The 18,181-nt window shown below is 41.5% G+C and carries 34 protein-coding genes; 1 reads left to right on the top strand and 33 read right to left on the bottom strand.

The genetic code is table 11. The features are described from left to right. Positions 1-10: 10 nt before the first annotated feature. The 33 genes from SB24_RS00295 to SB24_RS00160 form a co-directional block, all read right to left on the bottom strand. Positions 11-1,204: a phage major capsid protein gene (locus SB24_RS00295; protein ID WP_039251281.1), complete on the bottom strand. Its 1,194-nt coding sequence runs from the start codon at positions 1,202-1,204 to the stop codon at positions 11-13. A gap of 39 nt (positions 1,205-1,243) precedes the next feature. After that, positions 1,244-1,870, bottom strand: a complete 627-nt coding sequence (locus tag SB24_RS00290) for an HK97 family phage prohead protease (protein ID WP_039251280.1) — start codon at positions 1,868-1,870, stop codon at positions 1,244-1,246. After that, positions 1,860-3,110, bottom strand: coding sequence for a phage portal protein (locus tag SB24_RS00285; protein ID WP_039251278.1), 1,251 nt, complete (start codon positions 3,108-3,110; stop codon positions 1,860-1,862). Before SB24_RS00285 ends, SB24_RS00290 begins: the two co-directional genes overlap by 11 nt. 5 nt (positions 3,111-3,115) lie before the next feature. Beyond that, positions 3,116-3,334 (bottom strand): hypothetical protein, encoded by a 219-nt coding sequence (locus SB24_RS00280; protein WP_015968213.1) that lies wholly within the window; start codon positions 3,332-3,334, stop codon positions 3,116-3,118. A 12-nt stretch (positions 3,335-3,346) separates the two neighbouring features. Next, positions 3,347-5,056, bottom strand: coding sequence for a terminase large subunit (locus tag SB24_RS00275; RefSeq protein WP_039251276.1), 1,710 nt, complete (start codon positions 5,054-5,056; stop codon positions 3,347-3,349). Beyond that, on the bottom strand, positions 5,056-5,562 hold the full coding sequence (locus SB24_RS00270; protein WP_039251274.1) for a phage terminase small subunit P27 family: 507 nt from the start codon (positions 5,560-5,562) through the stop codon (positions 5,056-5,058). The genes SB24_RS00275 and SB24_RS00270 overlap by 1 nt, the downstream gene beginning before the upstream one ends. Before the next feature lie 86 nt (positions 5,563-5,648). After that, positions 5,649-5,984, bottom strand: a complete 336-nt coding sequence (locus tag SB24_RS00265) for a transglycosylase (RefSeq protein WP_225562146.1) — start codon at positions 5,982-5,984, stop codon at positions 5,649-5,651. Further along, complete coding sequence (locus SB24_RS00260) at positions 5,944-6,318, bottom strand: HNH endonuclease signature motif containing protein (RefSeq protein ID WP_039251271.1); 375 nt, start codon at positions 6,316-6,318, stop codon at positions 5,944-5,946. Before SB24_RS00260 ends, SB24_RS00265 begins: the two co-directional genes overlap by 41 nt. 176 nt (positions 6,319-6,494) lie before the next feature. After that, entirely contained in the window at positions 6,495-6,971 is a 477-nt protein-coding gene (locus SB24_RS00255) for a hypothetical protein (protein ID WP_039251269.1), read from the bottom strand. Between the two features lie 111 nt (positions 6,972-7,082). Further along, positions 7,083-7,451, bottom strand: a complete 369-nt coding sequence (locus tag SB24_RS00250) for a DUF2513 domain-containing protein (protein ID WP_052250224.1) — start codon at positions 7,449-7,451, stop codon at positions 7,083-7,085. 78 nt (positions 7,452-7,529) lie between these two features. Then, positions 7,530-7,712 carry a hypothetical protein gene (locus SB24_RS00245; RefSeq protein ID WP_039251267.1) on the bottom strand — a complete coding sequence of 61 codons (183 nt, stop codon included), beginning with the start codon at positions 7,710-7,712 and terminating at the stop codon, positions 7,530-7,532. 111 nt (positions 7,713-7,823) lie between these two features. Next, the gene (locus tag SB24_RS19875; RefSeq protein ID WP_153952963.1) at positions 7,824-7,994 is read right to left on the bottom strand and encodes a hypothetical protein; all 171 of its coding nucleotides are present in this window, start codon (positions 7,992-7,994) and stop codon (positions 7,824-7,826) included. A gap of 284 nt (positions 7,995-8,278) precedes the next feature. Then, positions 8,279-8,854 carry a DUF4145 domain-containing protein gene (locus SB24_RS00240; protein ID WP_039251265.1) on the bottom strand — a complete coding sequence of 192 codons (576 nt, stop codon included), beginning with the start codon at positions 8,852-8,854 and terminating at the stop codon, positions 8,279-8,281. A 216-nt stretch (positions 8,855-9,070) separates the two neighbouring features. Next, positions 9,071-9,613, bottom strand: a complete 543-nt coding sequence (locus SB24_RS00235) for a tyrosine-type recombinase/integrase (RefSeq protein WP_039251262.1) — start codon at positions 9,611-9,613, stop codon at positions 9,071-9,073. Further along, entirely contained in the window at positions 9,610-10,062 is a 453-nt protein-coding gene (locus SB24_RS00230; RefSeq protein WP_039251261.1) for an ArpU family phage packaging/lysis transcriptional regulator, read from the bottom strand. Before SB24_RS00230 ends, SB24_RS00235 begins: the two co-directional genes overlap by 4 nt. Positions 10,063-10,073: 11 nt before the next feature. Further along, positions 10,074-10,586, bottom strand: coding sequence for a sigma-70 family RNA polymerase sigma factor (locus SB24_RS00225; protein ID WP_039251258.1), 513 nt, complete (start codon positions 10,584-10,586; stop codon positions 10,074-10,076). A gap of 13 nt (positions 10,587-10,599) precedes the next feature. Continuing rightward, positions 10,600-10,728 carry a hypothetical protein gene (locus SB24_RS20610; RefSeq protein WP_099686887.1) on the bottom strand — a complete coding sequence of 43 codons (129 nt, stop codon included), beginning with the start codon at positions 10,726-10,728 and terminating at the stop codon, positions 10,600-10,602. Between the two features lie 139 nt (positions 10,729-10,867). Next, positions 10,868-11,230 carry a hypothetical protein gene (locus tag SB24_RS20290; protein WP_225562147.1) on the bottom strand — a complete coding sequence of 121 codons (363 nt, stop codon included), beginning with the start codon at positions 11,228-11,230 and terminating at the stop codon, positions 10,868-10,870. Continuing rightward, a complete protein-coding gene (locus tag SB24_RS00215) occupies positions 11,230-11,919 on the bottom strand; it encodes a dUTP diphosphatase (protein WP_039251256.1) in 690 nt (229 codons plus the stop codon). The genes SB24_RS20290 and SB24_RS00215 overlap by 1 nt, the downstream gene beginning before the upstream one ends. Before the next feature lie 13 nt (positions 11,920-11,932). Further along, complete coding sequence (locus SB24_RS20115; protein ID WP_172437940.1) at positions 11,933-12,070, bottom strand: hypothetical protein; 138 nt, start codon at positions 12,068-12,070, stop codon at positions 11,933-11,935. A 4-nt stretch (positions 12,071-12,074) separates the two neighbouring features. Beyond that, positions 12,075-12,332 carry a hypothetical protein gene (locus SB24_RS00210; RefSeq protein WP_039251254.1) on the bottom strand — a complete coding sequence of 86 codons (258 nt, stop codon included), beginning with the start codon at positions 12,330-12,332 and terminating at the stop codon, positions 12,075-12,077. 220 nt (positions 12,333-12,552) lie between these two features. Next, positions 12,553-12,783: a hypothetical protein gene (locus tag SB24_RS00200; protein WP_039251250.1), complete on the bottom strand. Its 231-nt coding sequence runs from the start codon at positions 12,781-12,783 to the stop codon at positions 12,553-12,555. Next, positions 12,780-13,157 carry a hypothetical protein gene (locus SB24_RS00195; protein WP_039251249.1) on the bottom strand — a complete coding sequence of 126 codons (378 nt, stop codon included), beginning with the start codon at positions 13,155-13,157 and terminating at the stop codon, positions 12,780-12,782. The genes SB24_RS00200 and SB24_RS00195 overlap by 4 nt, the downstream gene beginning before the upstream one ends. Positions 13,158-13,297: 140 nt before the next feature. After that, a complete protein-coding gene (locus SB24_RS00190) occupies positions 13,298-13,501 on the bottom strand; it encodes an XtrA/YqaO family protein (RefSeq protein WP_024085436.1) in 204 nt (67 codons plus the stop codon). 79 nt (positions 13,502-13,580) lie between these two features. Continuing rightward, positions 13,581-13,736 carry a hypothetical protein gene (locus SB24_RS20110; protein ID WP_015387919.1) on the bottom strand — a complete coding sequence of 52 codons (156 nt, stop codon included), beginning with the start codon at positions 13,734-13,736 and terminating at the stop codon, positions 13,581-13,583. A gap of 12 nt (positions 13,737-13,748) precedes the next feature. Further along, the gene (locus SB24_RS19870) at positions 13,749-13,889 is read right to left on the bottom strand and encodes a BH0509 family protein (RefSeq protein WP_015387918.1); all 141 of its coding nucleotides are present in this window, start codon (positions 13,887-13,889) and stop codon (positions 13,749-13,751) included. Positions 13,890-13,996: 107 nt separating this feature from the next. After that, positions 13,997-14,545 (bottom strand): hypothetical protein, encoded by a 549-nt coding sequence (locus SB24_RS00185; RefSeq protein ID WP_039251246.1) that lies wholly within the window; start codon positions 14,543-14,545, stop codon positions 13,997-13,999. Continuing rightward, on the bottom strand, positions 14,542-14,700 hold the full coding sequence (locus tag SB24_RS20105) for a DUF6906 family protein (RefSeq protein ID WP_165869033.1): 159 nt from the start codon (positions 14,698-14,700) through the stop codon (positions 14,542-14,544). The genes SB24_RS00185 and SB24_RS20105 overlap by 4 nt, the downstream gene beginning before the upstream one ends. Then, positions 14,697-14,858 (bottom strand): hypothetical protein, encoded by a 162-nt coding sequence (locus tag SB24_RS19865; protein WP_154018700.1) that lies wholly within the window; start codon positions 14,856-14,858, stop codon positions 14,697-14,699. Before SB24_RS19865 ends, SB24_RS20105 begins: the two co-directional genes overlap by 4 nt. Then, positions 14,839-15,696: an ATP-binding protein gene (locus tag SB24_RS00180; RefSeq protein ID WP_039251244.1), complete on the bottom strand. Its 858-nt coding sequence runs from the start codon at positions 15,694-15,696 to the stop codon at positions 14,839-14,841. The genes SB24_RS19865 and SB24_RS00180 overlap by 20 nt, the downstream gene beginning before the upstream one ends. Further along, a complete protein-coding gene (locus SB24_RS00175; RefSeq protein ID WP_039251241.1) occupies positions 15,647-16,507 on the bottom strand; it encodes a phage replisome organizer N-terminal domain-containing protein in 861 nt (286 codons plus the stop codon). Before SB24_RS00175 ends, SB24_RS00180 begins: the two co-directional genes overlap by 50 nt. Positions 16,508-16,735: 228 nt before the next feature. Beyond that, on the bottom strand, positions 16,736-17,059 hold the full coding sequence (locus SB24_RS00165; RefSeq protein ID WP_017417255.1) for a DUF771 domain-containing protein: 324 nt from the start codon (positions 17,057-17,059) through the stop codon (positions 16,736-16,738). Between the two features lie 63 nt (positions 17,060-17,122). Continuing rightward, complete coding sequence (locus SB24_RS00160; RefSeq protein WP_228842159.1) at positions 17,123-17,272, bottom strand: helix-turn-helix domain-containing protein; 150 nt, start codon at positions 17,270-17,272, stop codon at positions 17,123-17,125. Positions 17,273-17,493: 221 nt separating this feature from the next. On the opposite strand from SB24_RS00160, the gene SB24_RS00155 reads away from it, so the two are divergent. Beyond that, positions 17,494-17,892, top strand: coding sequence for a helix-turn-helix domain-containing protein (locus SB24_RS00155; RefSeq protein WP_014305167.1), 399 nt, complete (start codon positions 17,494-17,496; stop codon positions 17,890-17,892). Positions 17,893-18,181: the final 289 nt, after the last annotated feature.

Genomic DNA, 18,181 nt, shown 5'->3' with positions numbered 1-18,181 from the left:
TTATCTCTCCTTATTCAACCGTGATTTGTCCGAATACTACAGCATCCTCATCCCATTTACGGACATCTTCTCGTTCAATCCCTCTGACTTTTGTTGAATTTGTTTCAAATGCTCCTGCCCCTGTGTCTGTGGATGCAATTGACTGTTGTTCACGATCAAACAGAACAATCGCTTCTTTTAAATTCCCGATGATGAGTGGAGCTTTACCTTTTTGAGTTTTTAATACTCTGTTAGTAAAAGGCACGACAGGTCGTCCATCAAGCAACTTCTTTGTAGGATTGGTTGGGTCTGGCTGTAATAGGTATCTGCCTGTTCCATCTTTAAGCGTGTCTAACCAGTCATATCCGTCTTGGTTTGTCAGCACGATAGAACCCGGCGCCACCATCGGATCAAGCGTGACATTTAATGCTTTTTTAATACCATCCAAACCATCAATATCTACTTTTTTCAATGATGCAATTGCAGCCAAAATCAAATTGTTACGGGTAACAACTGATTTCTTTGCGAACCATTTTGCTACATATTTCATGATCGCTTGGTCAGAGTCATTCAACATTGAATTAGATAGAGTCATGATGCCACCATAATCTATGATTGAGTAGGATACTTTTGTGAATCTAGGCTGATCAATCTCAGGTAAATTCCCCAATTCCTCTACGGGTGAAAACGGCACCATATCAGCATTTTTCTCAAGTAAACGAGTTCCAGATCGAGTTGTGACAGGTTCAACGGTTACATATTGTTCCAACGGCTCAAACTGACGTTTAAATTCATGGATTTGCCTTCCAATATCCTCTGGGATCAAAATTCCGCCATCTTCATCATTTATACCGGACATCGCTCTAAATTCTGGACTATCCAGAAGGTCACGCTCTTCGTCGGTAAGTCTTTTGCCTCTCAATCCTTTAAGGAAAGCTTTGCTGTATTGCTGTTGCCTTTCCTCATTTCCTTGACCTTGTGAACGCTGCCCCTCTGGGTTGCGCTCTTGCTCGGGCACAAAGTTTACACCGCCCGGTAAATCCGGGACATCAAGTGAACGTCCTTCGGTCATCAATTCGATTTGATTTTTAAGCTGTTTCACTTCATCAAGCAATGCACGCGCTTCATCGGTATTGCCCTCCTGCAGCGCCTTGTCTGCTTGCTGCTTCTTTTCAGTAAACTGTTGTCTTAATGCGATTTCTTTTTTGCTCATTTGCATTGGCATAAAATCATTTCCTCCTTGTTTTCTGCACTAAAAAAGACCTTACTCCGGGAGTACAAGGCCTAATAGTTCCAATTCCATTTTTAACGCTTCATCTGATGAATTACGTCTTTCTTTCAGCTGCTCAACCTTTTCTAAACTGCGGGCACCTACAACCGCCTCAGTATCGCTGTAAGCAGGCGTAGTGACGAGTGAAATATCGAAAATGCGATTGATTTTATTGATTCGTCGCTCGTAAATGTCCTCATCTTCATTGATACGCCATTCATCTGCCTCAGCATCCCCATAATCCAATGAAAAAGCAAAGGAGCACTGATTGATCACGCCGCTCCGGACATTCTCCATTAAATCACGCGCATATGACGTGTCTGAGGGCTTGAATCGGAATTTGAGGCCTATCCCGTCTGTATCTAATTCAAGGCGGCCAGTATCCCCGGAAACGGTATTTCTCGCCAAGGGAAAATCTTGCTGATGGTTGAAAAGGGCGATGACGTTAGACATGTCAGCTGAGTCAAGAGCTGTTCTGCTGATTATCTCTTTAAACCAGCCCAAGCGTTCAGACCATTTTTCGAATTTGAGAGCGTACCCTTCGATATATTCACTTTGCCCCTCACCTTCGGAACGCAGCTCGATCGGCGTCGTCAAATGCCGAACCTCTTTATCCTTCATTCTTGTTGTCACCCCCCTTCATGGCGCCGCCAGCTTTAAGCCGCTGATATTCTTCCACAAAATCGAGGAACACATAGTTTAAGCTGGAGATATATTTGTCGCCGTTTTCAATAGGGTTGCGCTCAAGTAATTCTCTGATTTCGTCTTTATTCAGCACTCCTGTTTCATGAAGTGTTTTCAAATACTCCGCTTGCGTCTTACTGTCGCCGCGCAGCTCGCTGTCTATATTGAATTTCACGTAATGGCCGCTTTTCTGATCGTGATCTAAGAACAATTTAACGTTTAGTTCTTGTTCAAAATTTACAATCCATGGCTGCAGCGTGTTTCTGACATATTCAATGGACTGATGCTCAATATTTGAAAATGTCGCTTTATCCAATTCGTTCAGCTTATGCAACGGTACTTTATAAATCATGGAAATCTGTGCTTTGTTAAACTTCATAGACTCAACGAATTGAGCTTCTTGCAGAGGCATGGAAATAGATTGATATTCCAGTCCGTTATCTATAATGGCGATATTTTCACCTTGATTCACCCGTTTCCACTCTTTGCGCACGTTCTCTTTTGGTTTTTCATCCAGGAACGCCGGAACTTTCAATATCCCCCGAGGAGTTGCCTCATTCTTGTACAGTTTGGCGTTATATTTTGTGGCAGCCGCTTGCGCCCCGATATGCTCCCGCACAACACCAATAGGTGATTTACCATGTATTCCGTCAGTCGAAAGCCCTTTAAAATGCAGTACCTCGTAGTCATATAATTCAATGGCTTTCCCGTTTAACACAGTTTGATACCACAGCATCCCTGTTGTCGGATGAACGTAAGCATTCGTGTAATCAGGGCGTAAGGGGAAGAGCGCTTCCGGGTAACCATGTGGTCCGAATTGAATATAGGAATATGCATTCCCCCAAGTCAGAACATGAGTCATCATGAGCTTTTTCCACGTGAAGGCTGTCATGTAAGGATTCGGCCGAGCATAAACAGCATGCGCGGACATGTGCTCGGGTTTCCGTTCTATGCCGCCTTCCGTTCTTTTATATGTGTGAATCGGCAGTTTCGCAATGTCATCCGACAATACATTGACACATGCAAATATGTCCGGCTGCACAAGTGAGTTGCTTTCACTCACTCTTTCGCCGCTTGCTGTTTTCCGGCCGCCGAACATGTTTAATAAAATGTTGTTAAAACCATCTTCATGATCTGACGAGCCAGAACGTTTCTCAAACATTCGTTCGAGTAGCATTTATATCACCTCGCTTTCTTTGATATGAGGTACGCATAAAACATTAAAAAGACACCCGTCAGAATAAGACCGATGTTTGTGCTCCATCTATAGACAGCTGTCAGAATAAAGGCGGCTCCCGCCATAAACAGCAGATCATTTAATATCAATAAGAAAAAAGAAAACCCTTTTTTAAAAACTCTAGGGTTAAACAAGGCAGCAAAAAAGACACTAATCTTTTTCATACTTCTCACATCCTAAAAACTGAAATTGCCGGAGCCAAAATGTTCATTCAAATCAACTCTTCCACTATTGCCGAAATACATCGCACGGGCAAATGCATTTATAACAGCCGCAATAGGGTCAATTCTCTGCGGTGATTTTGCTTTATCCAGCATGATATTCTCTTGCGGGTCCATTTTCGTAATTGCGTTATTAATTGCCCATGTTAAAACCGGATCATCGCCATGCACGACTTTCCTTTCAAATACCTTTTCTCGAAAGCTTTTTGTTGGTAATGAAAGATGATTAATTCTCTGCGGCAGTTCCACCATTGTATGCCCTTTTGATTCAAGCCGCTGCGCTAAATGAAGAGCATTCCACTTGTCATATGCTGTCTCTTGTAGCCGAAAACGGTTTTTATGAATAAATTCAATGATCCATTGTTCAACTAATTGATAGTCAACTGCTTCGCCAGATGTATAAGTGATAAATCCCATCTCTCTCCACAAATCATATGGCACTTTATCCGTCGCCATTTTTTCTTTGGCTCGGGCTTCAGGCATAAAGGAATGTTGACCGACATAGAAAAAGCCGTCTTGCACGGCCACATATCCAACGGAGGTTAAGTCTGTTGTCATTGATAAATCAAGGCCCAAATAAACGGGCAGTCCTTGCAGATCAGGAATTTCCCCGCTGCAAGCGCGCCATTTTGTCATCTTCATATAACCATTGTCCTTCTGGTCAACCCATCGGTTCATATTTTTGGTGAGGAAACTGCGCATCTTTTCAGGCACTTCAAGAGCCACTTTTAAAGCAGAACGTAATGACTCCATCCCCTCGGGGTACGTTGCCACAATTGGGTTGGCCTTAATCCAGTTTGATTCATCTTTTATATCGTCCTCTGGATCAAGCTCACAGATCATAACAAAATAATCATCATTCTCCGTGTCAATGTCTGGATCAAGAATTTTACTCGTATATTGATATTCCTTAAAGCATGGCCGCTCCATGTTGAAACCCGCTGTCGTAATAACAGCCATTAACGGACTGCGCCGGGCGACCATCCCGCTGTCCAGGACGTCGTAAATCTCACTTGTTTCATGTGCGTGGTATTCATCCACAATGCCCAATGATGGGTTTTTACCATCCCCGAGCTTCCGAGCCTCACGGGAAAGAGGCTGGATAATAGAGTTTGTTTTATATTTTTTCACGCGGCCATTAGCAGAGGTGTATTTCCCCTTTAGTATTGGTGCATGATGCAGCTGCTCAAGGATGGCTTGATATACCTCATCTGATTGTTCACGGGACCAGCCTGCGATAAATACCCGGTGTTTTTCTTGTGTCGGGAAAATCTCATACGACGCGATTAAAGCTAAAAATTGCGATTTCGCATTTTTACGGGCCAGTTGGATATAAGCTTTCCGGAACCGGCGGGCGCCATTTTCTTTTTTATAGAATCCGTATATATTGGCCGCAATAAAAAGCTGAAAGTCTGTTAATTCAATCGGCTGCCCTGCAAGTATACCTTCGACATGATTAAATTGCCGCGACCATTCATAAAAATCCACAACAGCTTCAGCATCAAAGTAATAAGGACAGTCATCTTCTGCGAGCCGGTCAACATCTTTAAAAAAACGCTCTACAGCCCATTTTTGCTTTTTGCCTGCCTTAATTTCCCCGGAGCGAATTTTCCCAGCATATGACCAAACCCGCTCAATGAGAATTTCGGCTGTAATCTCTTGCATTACATGCGGCCCCCAAACCGTTCTTCCTCTTTTGACTTCGGTTTCCCATCATCTTTTTTCGGGATAATAAGTTTACAGCGAGAGGAAATGGTCAGCCCTAAATCACTGGAAGCTTGCCTGCATTGTTTGAACAGCTTGTCTTGATTGATAAGCAAATCACTGTATGTCTTGTTCGCTACTTCAAATTTATTTCCGTCATCATCCTCAACTAATGCAGTAATGGGCGTTTCGAGTAAGACTTTGGTCATTTCCAAGTATTGTTTTCGAGCAAACAAAAAACGGGCAAGCGCGTCCACATCTAAATTAGTCATAATTCCGATGTTTTTTAGCTCATCCGCTATCTTTTTAAACTCTCTTTTTAAGTCTTTTGGCAAATACGATGGAGCTTTTACTTTGTCGTTTGGTGCCTTTATTTCTTGTTCCCGACGTTCCTCAATCTCTTGCTTTGTCAAGTTTTTCTTGCCTTTATAAAGTAACAAATCTAAAGGTTCCCGCGGTCTGGCCATTCCCTCACCTCCTTCCGAATTTTCATTTAGGGAATTTTTCAAAATGGGGAGGGGAGCGCGGTCTCCGGCAAAAGTCCTCTAGGGATTTAAGGGTGGGGGGTCTCCATCTCCTTCTTCAGCTGGCTCATGGCTGCTTGTATTTCCGTTTGTGCTGCTTCTATTTTCTTTGAATATAGATCAACAGCTGATTCCTTTTTCATGTTACGACGAAGAGTAAACATCTTTCGTATTCTGTGCTGCATTCGTCTGATGTCCTCGTTCGTATAGAAGGATGTGTACTCAGCCTTGCAGCGTGGACACTTGATATAATGCTGCTTGATTCCGTTGTCGTGCTTCCTGATCTTTGAACAGCCTTTGACAAGAAGTCTGGTCATGCATTGATCACACACGCACGTTTGATGTTCTGTTTCCAAATCCTCCATCCTCCTTTGCCGTCTTCCGGCTATGGCATGGCCCACAGAGAGGCTGCCAGTTACCCGAGTCCCAGAATAGTTTTTTGTCGCCTTTATGTGGAACGATATGATCGACAACTGTCGCCGGGGTTCTTCTGCCTTGCATTAAGCAGGCGGCACATAACGGATGCTTAGACAGGTAGCCAGCGCGCGACTGCCTCCATTTGCTGTTATACCCCCGTTTGGCCGCAGACTCCCGGTATTGATCATAAGCCGGCTTGGTTCGCTTATGTTGTTCACAGTAGCCCTCTCGTGTGAGGTTTGGACAGCCGGGTTCATTGCAAGGCGTCAAAGCTTTCTTCATTCCAATCCCTCCAATCATATTCTTTCTAAACTGCGCCCGCACTCAAGCCGTTAACCGCCAATTGTCTATCCTGAGATCTACCGGCCGCAGTTTACAGAGAATATAAAAAACACCCCGTAGGATGTTTTTCTTCTTTCTTCAAACTCATTATATTTGGTTAAAATATTTTTATAATTTCAATCTCCAGCTTCCGAATCACCAAAAATGATCTTATGAATCTTAGTAAATTCCTTTTGATTTACCTGTTCTAATCTTGAATTGAATTCATCCAGGTCAATTAATTCTTTTTCCACAAGCAATTGAACTAACGTAACAATATCTAATTTGTTGGTAATTGATAAGAACACAGAATTAGCTTGCCAGTTTTCATTAGAATTAGCTTCAGCTTCTTTAAGTACAATTGAAAAGGAGACGGCCGTATTTCTATCTAGTTCTCCTTGGTAATTTGTTGTTGAGCTCTCTAGTTTTGCTACGAACGATCCTCTCGGTGTTACCACGTCTAATTTATTATTCGAGAATAAACTTGAATACAGATGATATTCATTTGCACCATGGGTTAAAAATTGTATTGACAAGTGATTATCTCTTCCATCAATATACTCAGCCTTACAGTTGATTTCAACACCATTAATAGTAATTTTTGTATTTTTCATGCGATTCTCCTCCCTATCTAATTATGAGGTAATGGTAGGGATAATGGAACCAATTGCGAAATTTGTCGAACGATTTACTAGAAATAGTTTTTGCAAAGAATAAATCCTTAATCAGAAACCAAGTTTACTCAAAGTCCACTCTTTCGCTATTTCCACTGCTACACTCGATACTACTGTTAAAGGAGCCGTCTTTAACTGATTCCCCATTTTTTCTTTAATCTTAGAATAAGTTGTCTCATTTTTAATTGTGTCTAAAAAGTCATGGCCTTGATTTGTTAATGACCTTGCATACCACCAAAATCCAGGATTTAAATTAGTATCTTTTCCTTCTATTAATCCTGCTTCTGTTAACAATTTTACATGATAACTTATAACCTTTTGGTCTCTCTCTTCGAGTTGAATAACTTTCCAAGATTCTGGATTATTATCATTTTCTAAAGTAATAAGTATTTCTCGTATTAAATCAAAATCTCTTTTCATCTTAATCCCTCCCACCTTATTATCGGTAAAAGGAAGCGACAAGGGAATCATTTGCGAAATTTGTCGAACGATTAGTAATTAAACTGGATCATAACCTCTTATGCTGTAACAAATGTCGCCGTGCTTGTTGTATTCATTCTTTAAAGAGGGTTCTTCTTTTGTTGACTTGACTTCTAATATTTGACCAGCGTCAAGAATCTGTGTAATTTTGTCCAAAGCCGCTCCCTTGCAATGTGTAACCCGCATTACTAAATTCTTCAATGAAATCCCTCCAATAGAAAAAGCGCCCTCCCGATTGGGAAAGCGCCTGTTTTTTTGCATAGAGAGTTACAGCGAAACAAAAATTTCTCATAAAGCGACTATCAAACTCGCTTAATTTTTAGATGCTTTTTCGTATTTTTCTAGTGCTTTTGCCAACATCTCAGCATTTAGTTTGATCATAGCTTCATAGATATGATACGTTGTCTGCCCTTTAATTTTCTCAATTGTTGGCATGTACTCTTCTATTAACTCAGATGCAATTTTTGCGAACTTAGGATCCAAGATTCCCCCCTCCTTTCTATGTGAATCCTACCATAAATTATATCTAACGACTAAGATTTTCAATAAATCATCTTTACTTATATTCTTTCTAAACCAATCATACTCAAAAGGCTTCTTAAACATCCAATAGTCTATCCTGAGATTTACCGGACGCAGTTTACAGAGAACATAAAAAAGCGCCCCCGCTCATCAGCAGTGCCGCTCCCTTATTTTATTACCTATTACCATAATACCTTATCTAAAACAAAATGGTGTGCCGTTATCGTGCCAAGTTTGTGCCAAAATTATTTTCTTGCCATTCTACCAGGCATTTCATACTTTATTCTTAATAAAAATTCTAAAAACGTTACAATATCTTCTGCTAATTCTTGATTTATTGATGGAATTTTATGAGTTGCAATGTTACCCGCTTGTCTAATAGCATCAACCCAATCCTTACCGTCTTTAGGAATAATGCCTTCACTCTCAAGAAAATTTACATAGGTTACAAAACTTTCTCCCTCTTTTGCACCTGAATCAACAGCTATATTCATTAACAGCTTCCTAGCTAACAATACACCTGCCGTATATAATTGATGAGACATACAATCTCTTATTTCTGTGTAGACTTTTTCGATTTCTTCTGGAAGATGCTCTATTTTATTCCCATATCGCGGTGAAGGAATTTGAGTCCTATCATTACTCATTTCAAAATAAGTGGGTCTGTTGCAGTTAGGACATATATAGACTTTCCCCAATGCACCCCCATGTCGATCACATAAATAACCTGAATCCGGGCCAACTAATGCATCACAGTGGGCGCATTGATATTTACACGGATCCATTCTATCAACATCAACCCATTCTCCCCATAATACCATTATTCCACTTCCTCTTTTTTGTATAGTATAACATATCCACATTATCCACCAATTACTCATATCTTATATACTGTGCAACTGCCCGAAGTGCCGTCAGCCCTTGCCATCCGTGTTTTCAAACAATATCCCTAAAATGAATTCCACGTTTTCTTTTTGAAGGGAATCAATAAAAATATGCAGAAAAAAAGACTCATCTTGTTTATGAGATGAGCCTGCTTATATCTTGAATTTCTTCATGGCGTTGTTCATGGCATCCTGATTGATTCCAATGTATCGAAGGGTTGTCCGCTGATCTGAGTGATTAAAAATCTCCTGCAGCATGGCAACGTCTTTTGTTTGCTTGTAAAAATGGTATCCGAATGTTTTCCTCAACGTGTGCGTGCCTATATCATCCAAATTGACATACTCAGCAGCAGCCCTCAAAATCTTATAAGCCATCGACCGGGAAATGGGCTTGTTGATCCCTTCGCGGCTTTTGAAAAGATATTCGTGATCTTCTTTCCCCTCAATATATGCCTTTAATTCTCTTTGAAGTTCCGGCGTCATTTCAATTCTCTTTTTCTTTTTGGTTTTCTTCTCTATAAGGTTGAAATACGGCCGTCTGGCGTCCCTTACTCTCAGTTCCAATATATCTGATATGCGGAGACCTGAATTTATCCCGGTGACAAATAGCATGTAATTCCGCTCGCTCTGTTCTTTTAAAAACCGTTTGATATAGAAAATGCATTCCGGGTCCCTTATCGGCTGAACAAAATTCATTCCGGCGCGCCCCCGTCCTTATAGACTTCCACGCGAAGAGCAAAGGCCAGCCGGTAAAATGCTTTTGCTTTCGTCCGGTAGTAGCTCCGCTGACTGAGTCTCATTTCTGCATAGACTTCATAATCATACATTTCTTCATTCTGCATGTAGAGCATGACAAGTATTTGCCGCTCCTTTTGGGAAAGCCGGTTAACCGCTCTTTGCATTCTCTTTAAAAACCGTTCCCTCTCAATCTCCCAATCCATACGTTTTAATGCTGCGTCTTCTGTGGAGGAATGAAATTCATTCGAAAAGCTGGGCGGAACAAGGCTGTATGTTGCGGTCACTTTCGGCAAAAAATCCTCCGGCACTTGTAACAAGTACATGCGATATTGTTCGAGCAGCTTTTCTGCTTTCATTCTCGTTGCTTCTTCGTCAATTTGAGGAATATTTAATGTCAATTGATTCATTTCTTTCCCCCCTATGCACCTTTAATATTTGAATTAATGTATCTTGCAATCTTCATTCGTGAACGGTTAATTGTTGTTTGAACAGTTCCTTTTGCAATACCGAGCAGTGCACTAATACGTTCATAAGAAAAACCTTCTACAATATGCAAAAGAAAAATTTCCTTTTCGCGATTCGTAAGTTTGCCGAGACAATCATTAATTATTTTCTGCTCTTCCTCCGTAACTGATCCGGTTTGCTCTGGCTGAATAGAAAAATCATTTGAGAAGACTTCCATTATCTTAGGATCAATGAACATAGTCCTTTGATATGAGGCTCTGCGATCTATTGAGCGACGTGACACGGGTTGCCTCCCACTTTCAAGCCAGTCGATTGTCCATTGGAGATCAGAAATCATATTTCTGAGATTCTTTTTATCTCTCATACCAGCAGCAGAAAGGTCGCTTTCATTTGCTTCCGCAAGTGGCTTATACATTGCTCTTGTTTGTTTTAGTGTACTTTTATAGCTGAAAAGTAAATCTCTCACAATGATCCCCCTCTTATTTACGCTTTAACGCCCCGCCTTTGCCTCTTTTAAGTGTTTGCCTGTCTTGTCCCATCATTTGCCGCCAAAAGCGCTCTGATCGCTCCTGAGCGTTTTTATTGGGCTTTTCCTTCCTCTTCTTCATGCCGTCCCTCCGTTCAAATAAAAAACGGACACCAATCAGAGCACAGTGATTCTGTGCAATGATCAGTGTCCGCAGGCTCTCCGTCTTGGACATATTGATTTTTGATTACTTCACGTAAAAATTTGATGGTCGGTGTGGCTCATTCCGCGCCCTCCTTTTTAAGATTAAAACCTAATAAAAATGCAGTGGAATAAATCGCTTGAGCTGAATTAAGGTTCATATAGTAATCGCCCATATCTTCTATTGATTCGGAAGCAGGTGGATTATTTTTCAAATTGTTATATGTCGCTTGTAGTGTCTCTTCTTTTCTGTCTAAAGTCTGAATAGCCGCCTCCAGATAGACTGCAAGATCAAGAGTTTCCTCAAGTGCATGCTGCAACCAGCCGCGCAGATCATAGGCATTAACTTGGACGGGCTGGCCGTACTTGGCAAGCCCCTTGTCCTGTTGTGCGTTTAGTTTGCTGATGACGGCTGAAATGATCGGGTTGTCAGCGTGGTTCATCAATACCCCTCCTGCTGCCGCTGATGATTGACGGCGTTTTTGTCCATGTAAGCTGCTTCGATCTGTTCAGGCGCGAACCCAAGCAATTTGCCTAAATTCAAAAAGCGCTCAAAAGACATTACATAAGTCCACTCGTCTTCAATCGAAAAATAGAAACCATATACAAGTGACATTAAATGTGAAAATGCTTTTCCAATACCGATATTTGTTTCTAATTCCCTTTCTTCTGCCCGTCTCATGATCTGCTGAATCGTAGCGCCATTATCAAATCCAATTCTATTGCCAATGCTCAAGATAAAATGCAGGCAGTCCACGTATTCCTCAAGCAGTGGGTTTGTATCACGAAAAGCCGTTACATCACCCACTTTGCAAATTGGACACTCCTCATAATCAGGATCGAATAAGTTTTCAAAATCTTTTTTGCTTAAATGCTCTCCGCAATTATCATTTTCACACCGGAAAAAGGATGCATTTTCAGGAGTCGCACCAACATTTGTTGATACTTTTGTTCTTGGCTTTTGGTTATTACTCCAATGCTTAAAGCCGCGCCATTCATTCGCACACTCGGCCAGCTCCACTTGTAAAGCGAGAATGAGGTTCGGCAGCAAGTCCTGTCCCTCAAGCCCCTTTTCTTTGATGATCCGATCGTCAAGCACCTTTTGCATTTCAAACATTTTTTGTAGATTCATTGTTTCCGCTCCCTTATTTCCGCCCGCCGACGGTATTTTGAAGAAATTCATGTACATGACACATCAGCAGCATGCCGCCTGTTTCTGGTCCGTACTTTTCACGGAAGACAGCCAATGCTTGTTCAAAAGCCTGCCTGTAATCCTGTTTCACTATCTCACCCCATCAATCCCGGCAGCACGGAGATAGTGAAGAAGATGAGCCCCACGCAAGCCCCGACCAGCCAGATATTTGTTTTATCCCGTTTAGCGATAATGGTATGATCGCCAATCATTTTCAGATCGTCAGACCGAGCGACAAGCGTCGGGATGTAGTCCGGGTGAACCTTTAAAAGCTCGGCCGCTTGCTCGACGGTCATTGCTTCGTCCTTCGTGGCCTTCACGTTCCGTTGCAGTTCTACTTGTAGTGGCATCATTTTTCTTCCCCCTCGCAATGGCATTCACTTTCTTCATGACCGCATTCTTCGCATATTTTTTCAACCTGCCAACCCTCAAAGCGATATTGGGGCATTGAATAATATTCTTTGTAGCAACTCGTGCATGTTACGATCCCGTCGCTGTCTGAATCCCAGTTAGAAAAGGATGCTTCTTCTGTGCAATCGCAATACGGACAAGTTTGTTCTTGGGATAATTCGCTCATTCCGCGTCACCTACAATCTGAAGATTTTTATAATGAGCTACATGTCCGCAGGGATTTTTCCAAATATGAACCTGTCCAAAGAATCCGTCTTCAGCGTGCTGCGTGAGCTGAGGATTTCCCATTTCCCCGCCACAAGTAGGGCATTCCCAAAGTGCATTGATTGTTTTGAATCCGGTCAGGAAACCATTGGTATCGCGGGCGGGAATCGTTACTTTTTTTGTCTTCATTCCGCAGCCCCCTCCAATGCTTCAACTTTATCTTCCAATTCCTCTATCTCGTCCTCTAAATTGCTGTTTTCAAATTCTAAATCTCTTATTTCTTCTTCCTGTCCCTCGACCTTTAATTTTAGTTCTTCGTTCTCTTTTGTAAGCCGCTGAATCTCTTCCTGAGCCTGCCGAAACTGAATGACCGTGACATCCTGCTGGCGCTGATGCTCCCGATTCATAGCCTGTTGCATGATTAACTCTTCCGCGAGCTTTTCGGCTGCTGCTTCTAAAGATATTTGCTCCGGTGTACTGGCCGCCGTTTTCGAAATGGTGCAAATGTAAGAGCCGGTATATAAAACTTCACCTTTTGATAAGTTGATTTTGAATTCTTTCATGCCCGGGCCTCCCGGTCTAAAAGACATGTTTTGCATACAACCCAATGAGCTGAATAATATATTTTTCCGCAGCGTTCACACTTGCGGGCGATTTCGTTTTGATACATTTTCCGTTCCTCCCCCGCAGGGGAAAACCCCTGCTAATTGAATTTATGGCCGATCTCGTAATCACAACGAGCCAGACCGCCTTTTACTGTTTGAATGATTGTTTTACCGTGTTCCGGTGCCTCAACGACATATGCGGCGTTTTGGTTGCCGTCTAACACGATGACAGACACCTTCCCCGGCTCAATAAATTGAGAAACACTTGTATTTTGATTGAGTGATATATGTTTTGGCTGCATGTTCAAAGCCTCCGTATGGTATAATAAAAGTGTCTAGGTTTTATTTACCATACGGTGGCGGTTGCTTTAGCGGCCGTCCTTACATCCAATAGTTTGACGGGAATAGCTGTATGCCAACCTTTGGTTTTTCCGTCGGAATGATTGGGTGTTTTTTTATATACTCAACGCGTTCCTCTTCGCTCATCACCCGTGTTGTAACTTCTCCGTGCCGACGCAAGTTTTTGTTTTCTGTCATGGTGCTGTCCTCCTATTCTTTATTCATGCCTTTGATTTGAAGATTATATAAGCGCTCAAGCTCTTCATCTGTCTGGCGGTTTAAAAAATCTCTGCCATAAGAACCGATAAGCAAAAGCCATTCCATTAAATGCTTTCGTTCTGCCTGTCCCAACGTCTGCCACTCCCTTCATAATCAGCATTTGTAAAGCCGCGTTCCGCACCTCCGGGGTACAGTCTTCATAACGCACGATGACCATAAGTTGCTGGACCGTTGCTTTTTCAAAACGGAAGCTTTTGCTTGTTGCGTTCATCTTCTGACGCTTCCTTTCCGAGCAAGCCGGATTCCCGAGGCTCAATGAGGTCTCTTTTTGCTTGGTCGATGATAAGGAATAACGTTTCATCTTCATTCCGTTTCAGCTCTTTTGCTATGTTGAGGTAAGACTCATCTGCCGCCCACAGCTCCCGGAAACGCCTGATTTCACTGTCATAAAACATGAAGTTTAGGTCCTGAAAAGGGATATACACCGGGCTTTCTTCAAACAAATAGCGTAGTCGGAACATTTTATCTTTCATGGTTTTCTCGGATATTCTAATTCTTTTGTTAGCGCGTAAACCGTTCTTACGGGCGGGCAGGATGTTTTTTCTTGCAAAGTCCATGACCAGCAAAATGATTTCATCCGAATCCCTGTTTAATAATTCCGACATATCAAGAATTGATTTCCCATCATGCCAGTATTGAACTACCTTTTTCAGCTGGACCATTGACCATTCATAATTCATATCCTCCAAAGCCAGTTCGAACCGTTCGGCATTGACCGCCTGACTCATGCTAAACACTCCTTTTTGTAATTCATATAGCGGTGAACAAGTATGAGGCGGTGTTCATGCTGCAGATTCTTCGTTACAAGCCAGTTGTTTGGATTTAAGCCGTTTGCCTTAATAACATTTTTCTGTGCGCGCGTCGGGCGCTTCCCGTGTTTCACACTGCATTCCCCCTAAAGTTCTGATAGTCTGCTATTTTTTGATCAAGAAGAGCAATAAGATTATCAAGCTCTTGTTTGCGTTCAGCGTCGGTAAGCTTTCGTTCCGCCTTGAATTCCCAAACGCCGGGCATGATCATATCAGCCTTGGTTCCAAGCACTATTCCCACCTCCTTTAATGCGTCTGTCCTCTCCGGTAAACTTGACAACCCTCGTCCCTTGCATCATTCGAGATATGATCCGGCCGCCATGTGTACCGTATTTGCTTTGGAGGCTTTCAACGTTGTAGTTGGTCGTTATGATATTGGGCTTGTCCTCTCGAGACTCAATAATTGTCAGAATCAAGTCAGCAGCCCATGATTCCTCCCCGTCTTTATCCTTCCTGACGTATTCAGCTCCAAGGTCATCCAGCACCAGTAACTCGCATGATTCAATGTTTTTCAAAATATGTGCTTCTGTCTCTTTTGAATCGCCATAAGAGTTTCGAATTTTTCTAAGCAGCATTTTTGTATTGGCGAAGATGACATTTTTTCGTAGGCTCTTCACATGCTGTGCGACACTGTGAGACAGGTGGCTCTTTCCGATTCCATAATTCCCTTGCAATAATAAAGAATCAAAATCACCCCAGTTTCCAAAGTTCTCCGCATACCATTTCAGCTTGCGAAAAGCGTCCTGTTGCGAATCGGATAAACCCTTCAAATTAAAATTTCCGAATCTGGCTTTCTGTGTATCTGGTGGGACAAGACTGTTATTCCAGAAAAAAGCGTCCGCTGCTGTTTCTTCTTGAAATTGAATCATTTCTTTTTCAAGCGCTAAGTTATCGCATGATAAACACCGGCTATGCCTAGCCCCGTTTTGCATGTAGATAGGAACCGTATTGCCGCATGATTCGCATTCTCTTTCTCCGATCTTGTCAGGAAACAAATGCTTGAGCCTGTCGGGGAGCACTTTAGAAAAGGCCTGAGTATTGGTCTTTCTCGGGCTTTCCGCTCTGAGCAATTGAACCCCCTCCTTTTTGGTTTAGGTATGATTCAAATTTTGTCCCGAACAATGTTTGAGGGCGTAGAAACTTATTCATAGTAGGATCATTGAGCCATTCCTCTGTTTTTACAAGAATGACATGTTTAAAATCTTCAAAACGAAAACCTTCGTTCCAGCGTGCTTTGATGTCCTTTTTTGTTTTTTCTGTGGTATATCGGTATCGTGTACCCGCTACTTTGTTCAGCAGATCAATGATCAGCTTGTATGGAATCTCGTCCTTTTCGTTTTCGGAAGAAGATGCGTCGTCGGGTTTACCCGACAATATATCTTTTAATTCTTCTTCTTCTTCTTCTTTCTTCTTTCTTCTTTCTTCTTCTTGTTCGTTACCTTGCGTTACTGTAACGTTACCTGTAACGTTACTAGGTTGAGAAAGCTGTAAAGCCTTTTGTTTTTCCCGATATTTAGCAACTCTTTTGCGTGTATCTTCCCTGATTTTATCCATCGCATCGACGTTCTGATGCTTTTCCCAATTGCAAATACTGATATAGTTCTGATCGTTAATCTCGATCATTCCGAACCGTCTAAATGTATCCAAGGCCATTCTTACAACCCCCAACGGCCGCGAGAAAATAGCTGCAAGCATTTCGTCAGTATACGGAACATTTTCACTAAGAAAGATGTAACCGGAGGCGTTGGTTTTACCAGCTTGAGCGAGTAATTTCACCCAAATAATTAACAAAGTGTCAGCTTCGGGCATCTGTTCAATAAGCTTAATTTTTTCGTCATCAAACATATGGGTGCTGAGCTTTACGAATTTAATTTCGCCCATTCAACTCCCCCCTTTCTGACTTGGTCAAAGACCATACAGACCGCTTGCCGTTGACAATTACAGAGCCGAGGGTGTTTTGCTGACATTGATCAGACAGGCAGGTGCCGCCTTGAGCTTCTAGTTCGGCAATTGCCCTTTCGTGAGTATTAACAGACTCGCTTATAATTACGTGAATTTGATTATGCAGCCAGACGTGGCTTTCTAAAAACACATGTATTCTCCTTTCGGCTATTTGTTGAAAATCTCAGCAAAGTGCTTATCTAAAAAGGCAGCCATTTTAGAAGCTTGAAAGCTCCAGTTTTGCCCTTTGGCTTGCGGGTAAAATACAAAACCCCCGTTTACCGAATCTAAAACTTTGCGGAACCGACTTGGGTATAAAATGTTTTCTTTGATCCACTCGCTTTTACGTGCTGTCTTTTTCTCAAGGTCTTTCATGTTCCAATAGACCCCGGATAACGATTGTTCTCTTAGTTCCTGGAGTTCCACCTTGCTGATGAGAATTTTGTCAGCAGGGATCGGAATTGACAGGCTAACATCAAGAAGTTGTTCCATAAGTTTCTCCTCTCATGTCTTTTAAAAATTTTACTCACTTTTATTTTGTTCCTGTCAGTACCATTATTGTTCAAAAAAAAATCGGATCTTAATATTAAGTTTCTTCGTGACCTTTTCAATCGCCTGCATAGAAAGATTCGCTTTCCCTCTCTCAACTCTTGAGATGTATGAAGCTGTGTACCCTAAGAATTGAGCGAATTCGATTTGAGACATTTTCCGCTTTTTTCGGATTTTTTGGAGCAGACGTCCAAACTCTTTCAGATCGAACATTTGTTTTAACACATCCTTTTTGTACCTGAAAGGAACAATTCGATCTTAACATAGCGATTTTTTTTACACAAGTGCTTTTTAAAAGAATTTTCTCGTGAGGTACACGATATGGTATAATTACCTATGAGGAATAAGGTTAATTTTTCAAAAGAGCAGGTGTTATTATGGGAAATATGAAAATGGGAGAAGCGATTCGGCGTATTCGTAAGGAAAAGAAAAAAACATTAGATGAAGTTGCCGAAGCTGTGGGAATTACACACAGCTACCTTTCAAGAATAGAAAGAAATTTACAACAGCCATCAATACAAGTAATAGAAAAAATCGCTGACTATTTAGGCGTCCACAAATCATACTTGTTTTTTGATGAAGAGAGCCTAGAAAAGTATTCAGAACCAGAGAAGCAGCTTCTTTCACAGAAGAGTATAACAATAGATGATCTCAAGAAGCTAAACATTGTCCACGATAACGGAAGTAAGATAACAGAAGAAGAATTGCAAATGGTTATAAATTATTTAAAGGAATTAAGGGAATTAAAAGAACGACATTTGAAAGATTTAAATTAACCAACTTTAAGTTTTTTTGTGTCCACATTTTTCTCCTTTTCAATTTCCTTTTTTAGATTCCCGATGATGTTCTCGAATGTAATATGCATGATGTGTTTCCCCTCCCAAAACAGAACGTTTGTTCCTATTATATTTAATAACAATTTTAAAATAAATACTTTTTCAGGAATTTCCTATTTTCGTTTTTCCGGAAAACAGGAAATATCCCCGAAAAGTACGAAAGACGTTGCCAGTCATGGCAGCGTCTTTTTGTTTTTTTATGTACTTTTCGGGAGTCAGATATACTACA

It is taken from the genome of Bacillus sp. Pc3 (assembly GCF_000815145.1).
GTDB lineage: Bacteria > Bacillota > Bacilli > Bacillales > Bacillaceae > Bacillus > Bacillus velezensis.
This window is presented reverse-complemented; position numbering and strand designations above follow the sequence as displayed.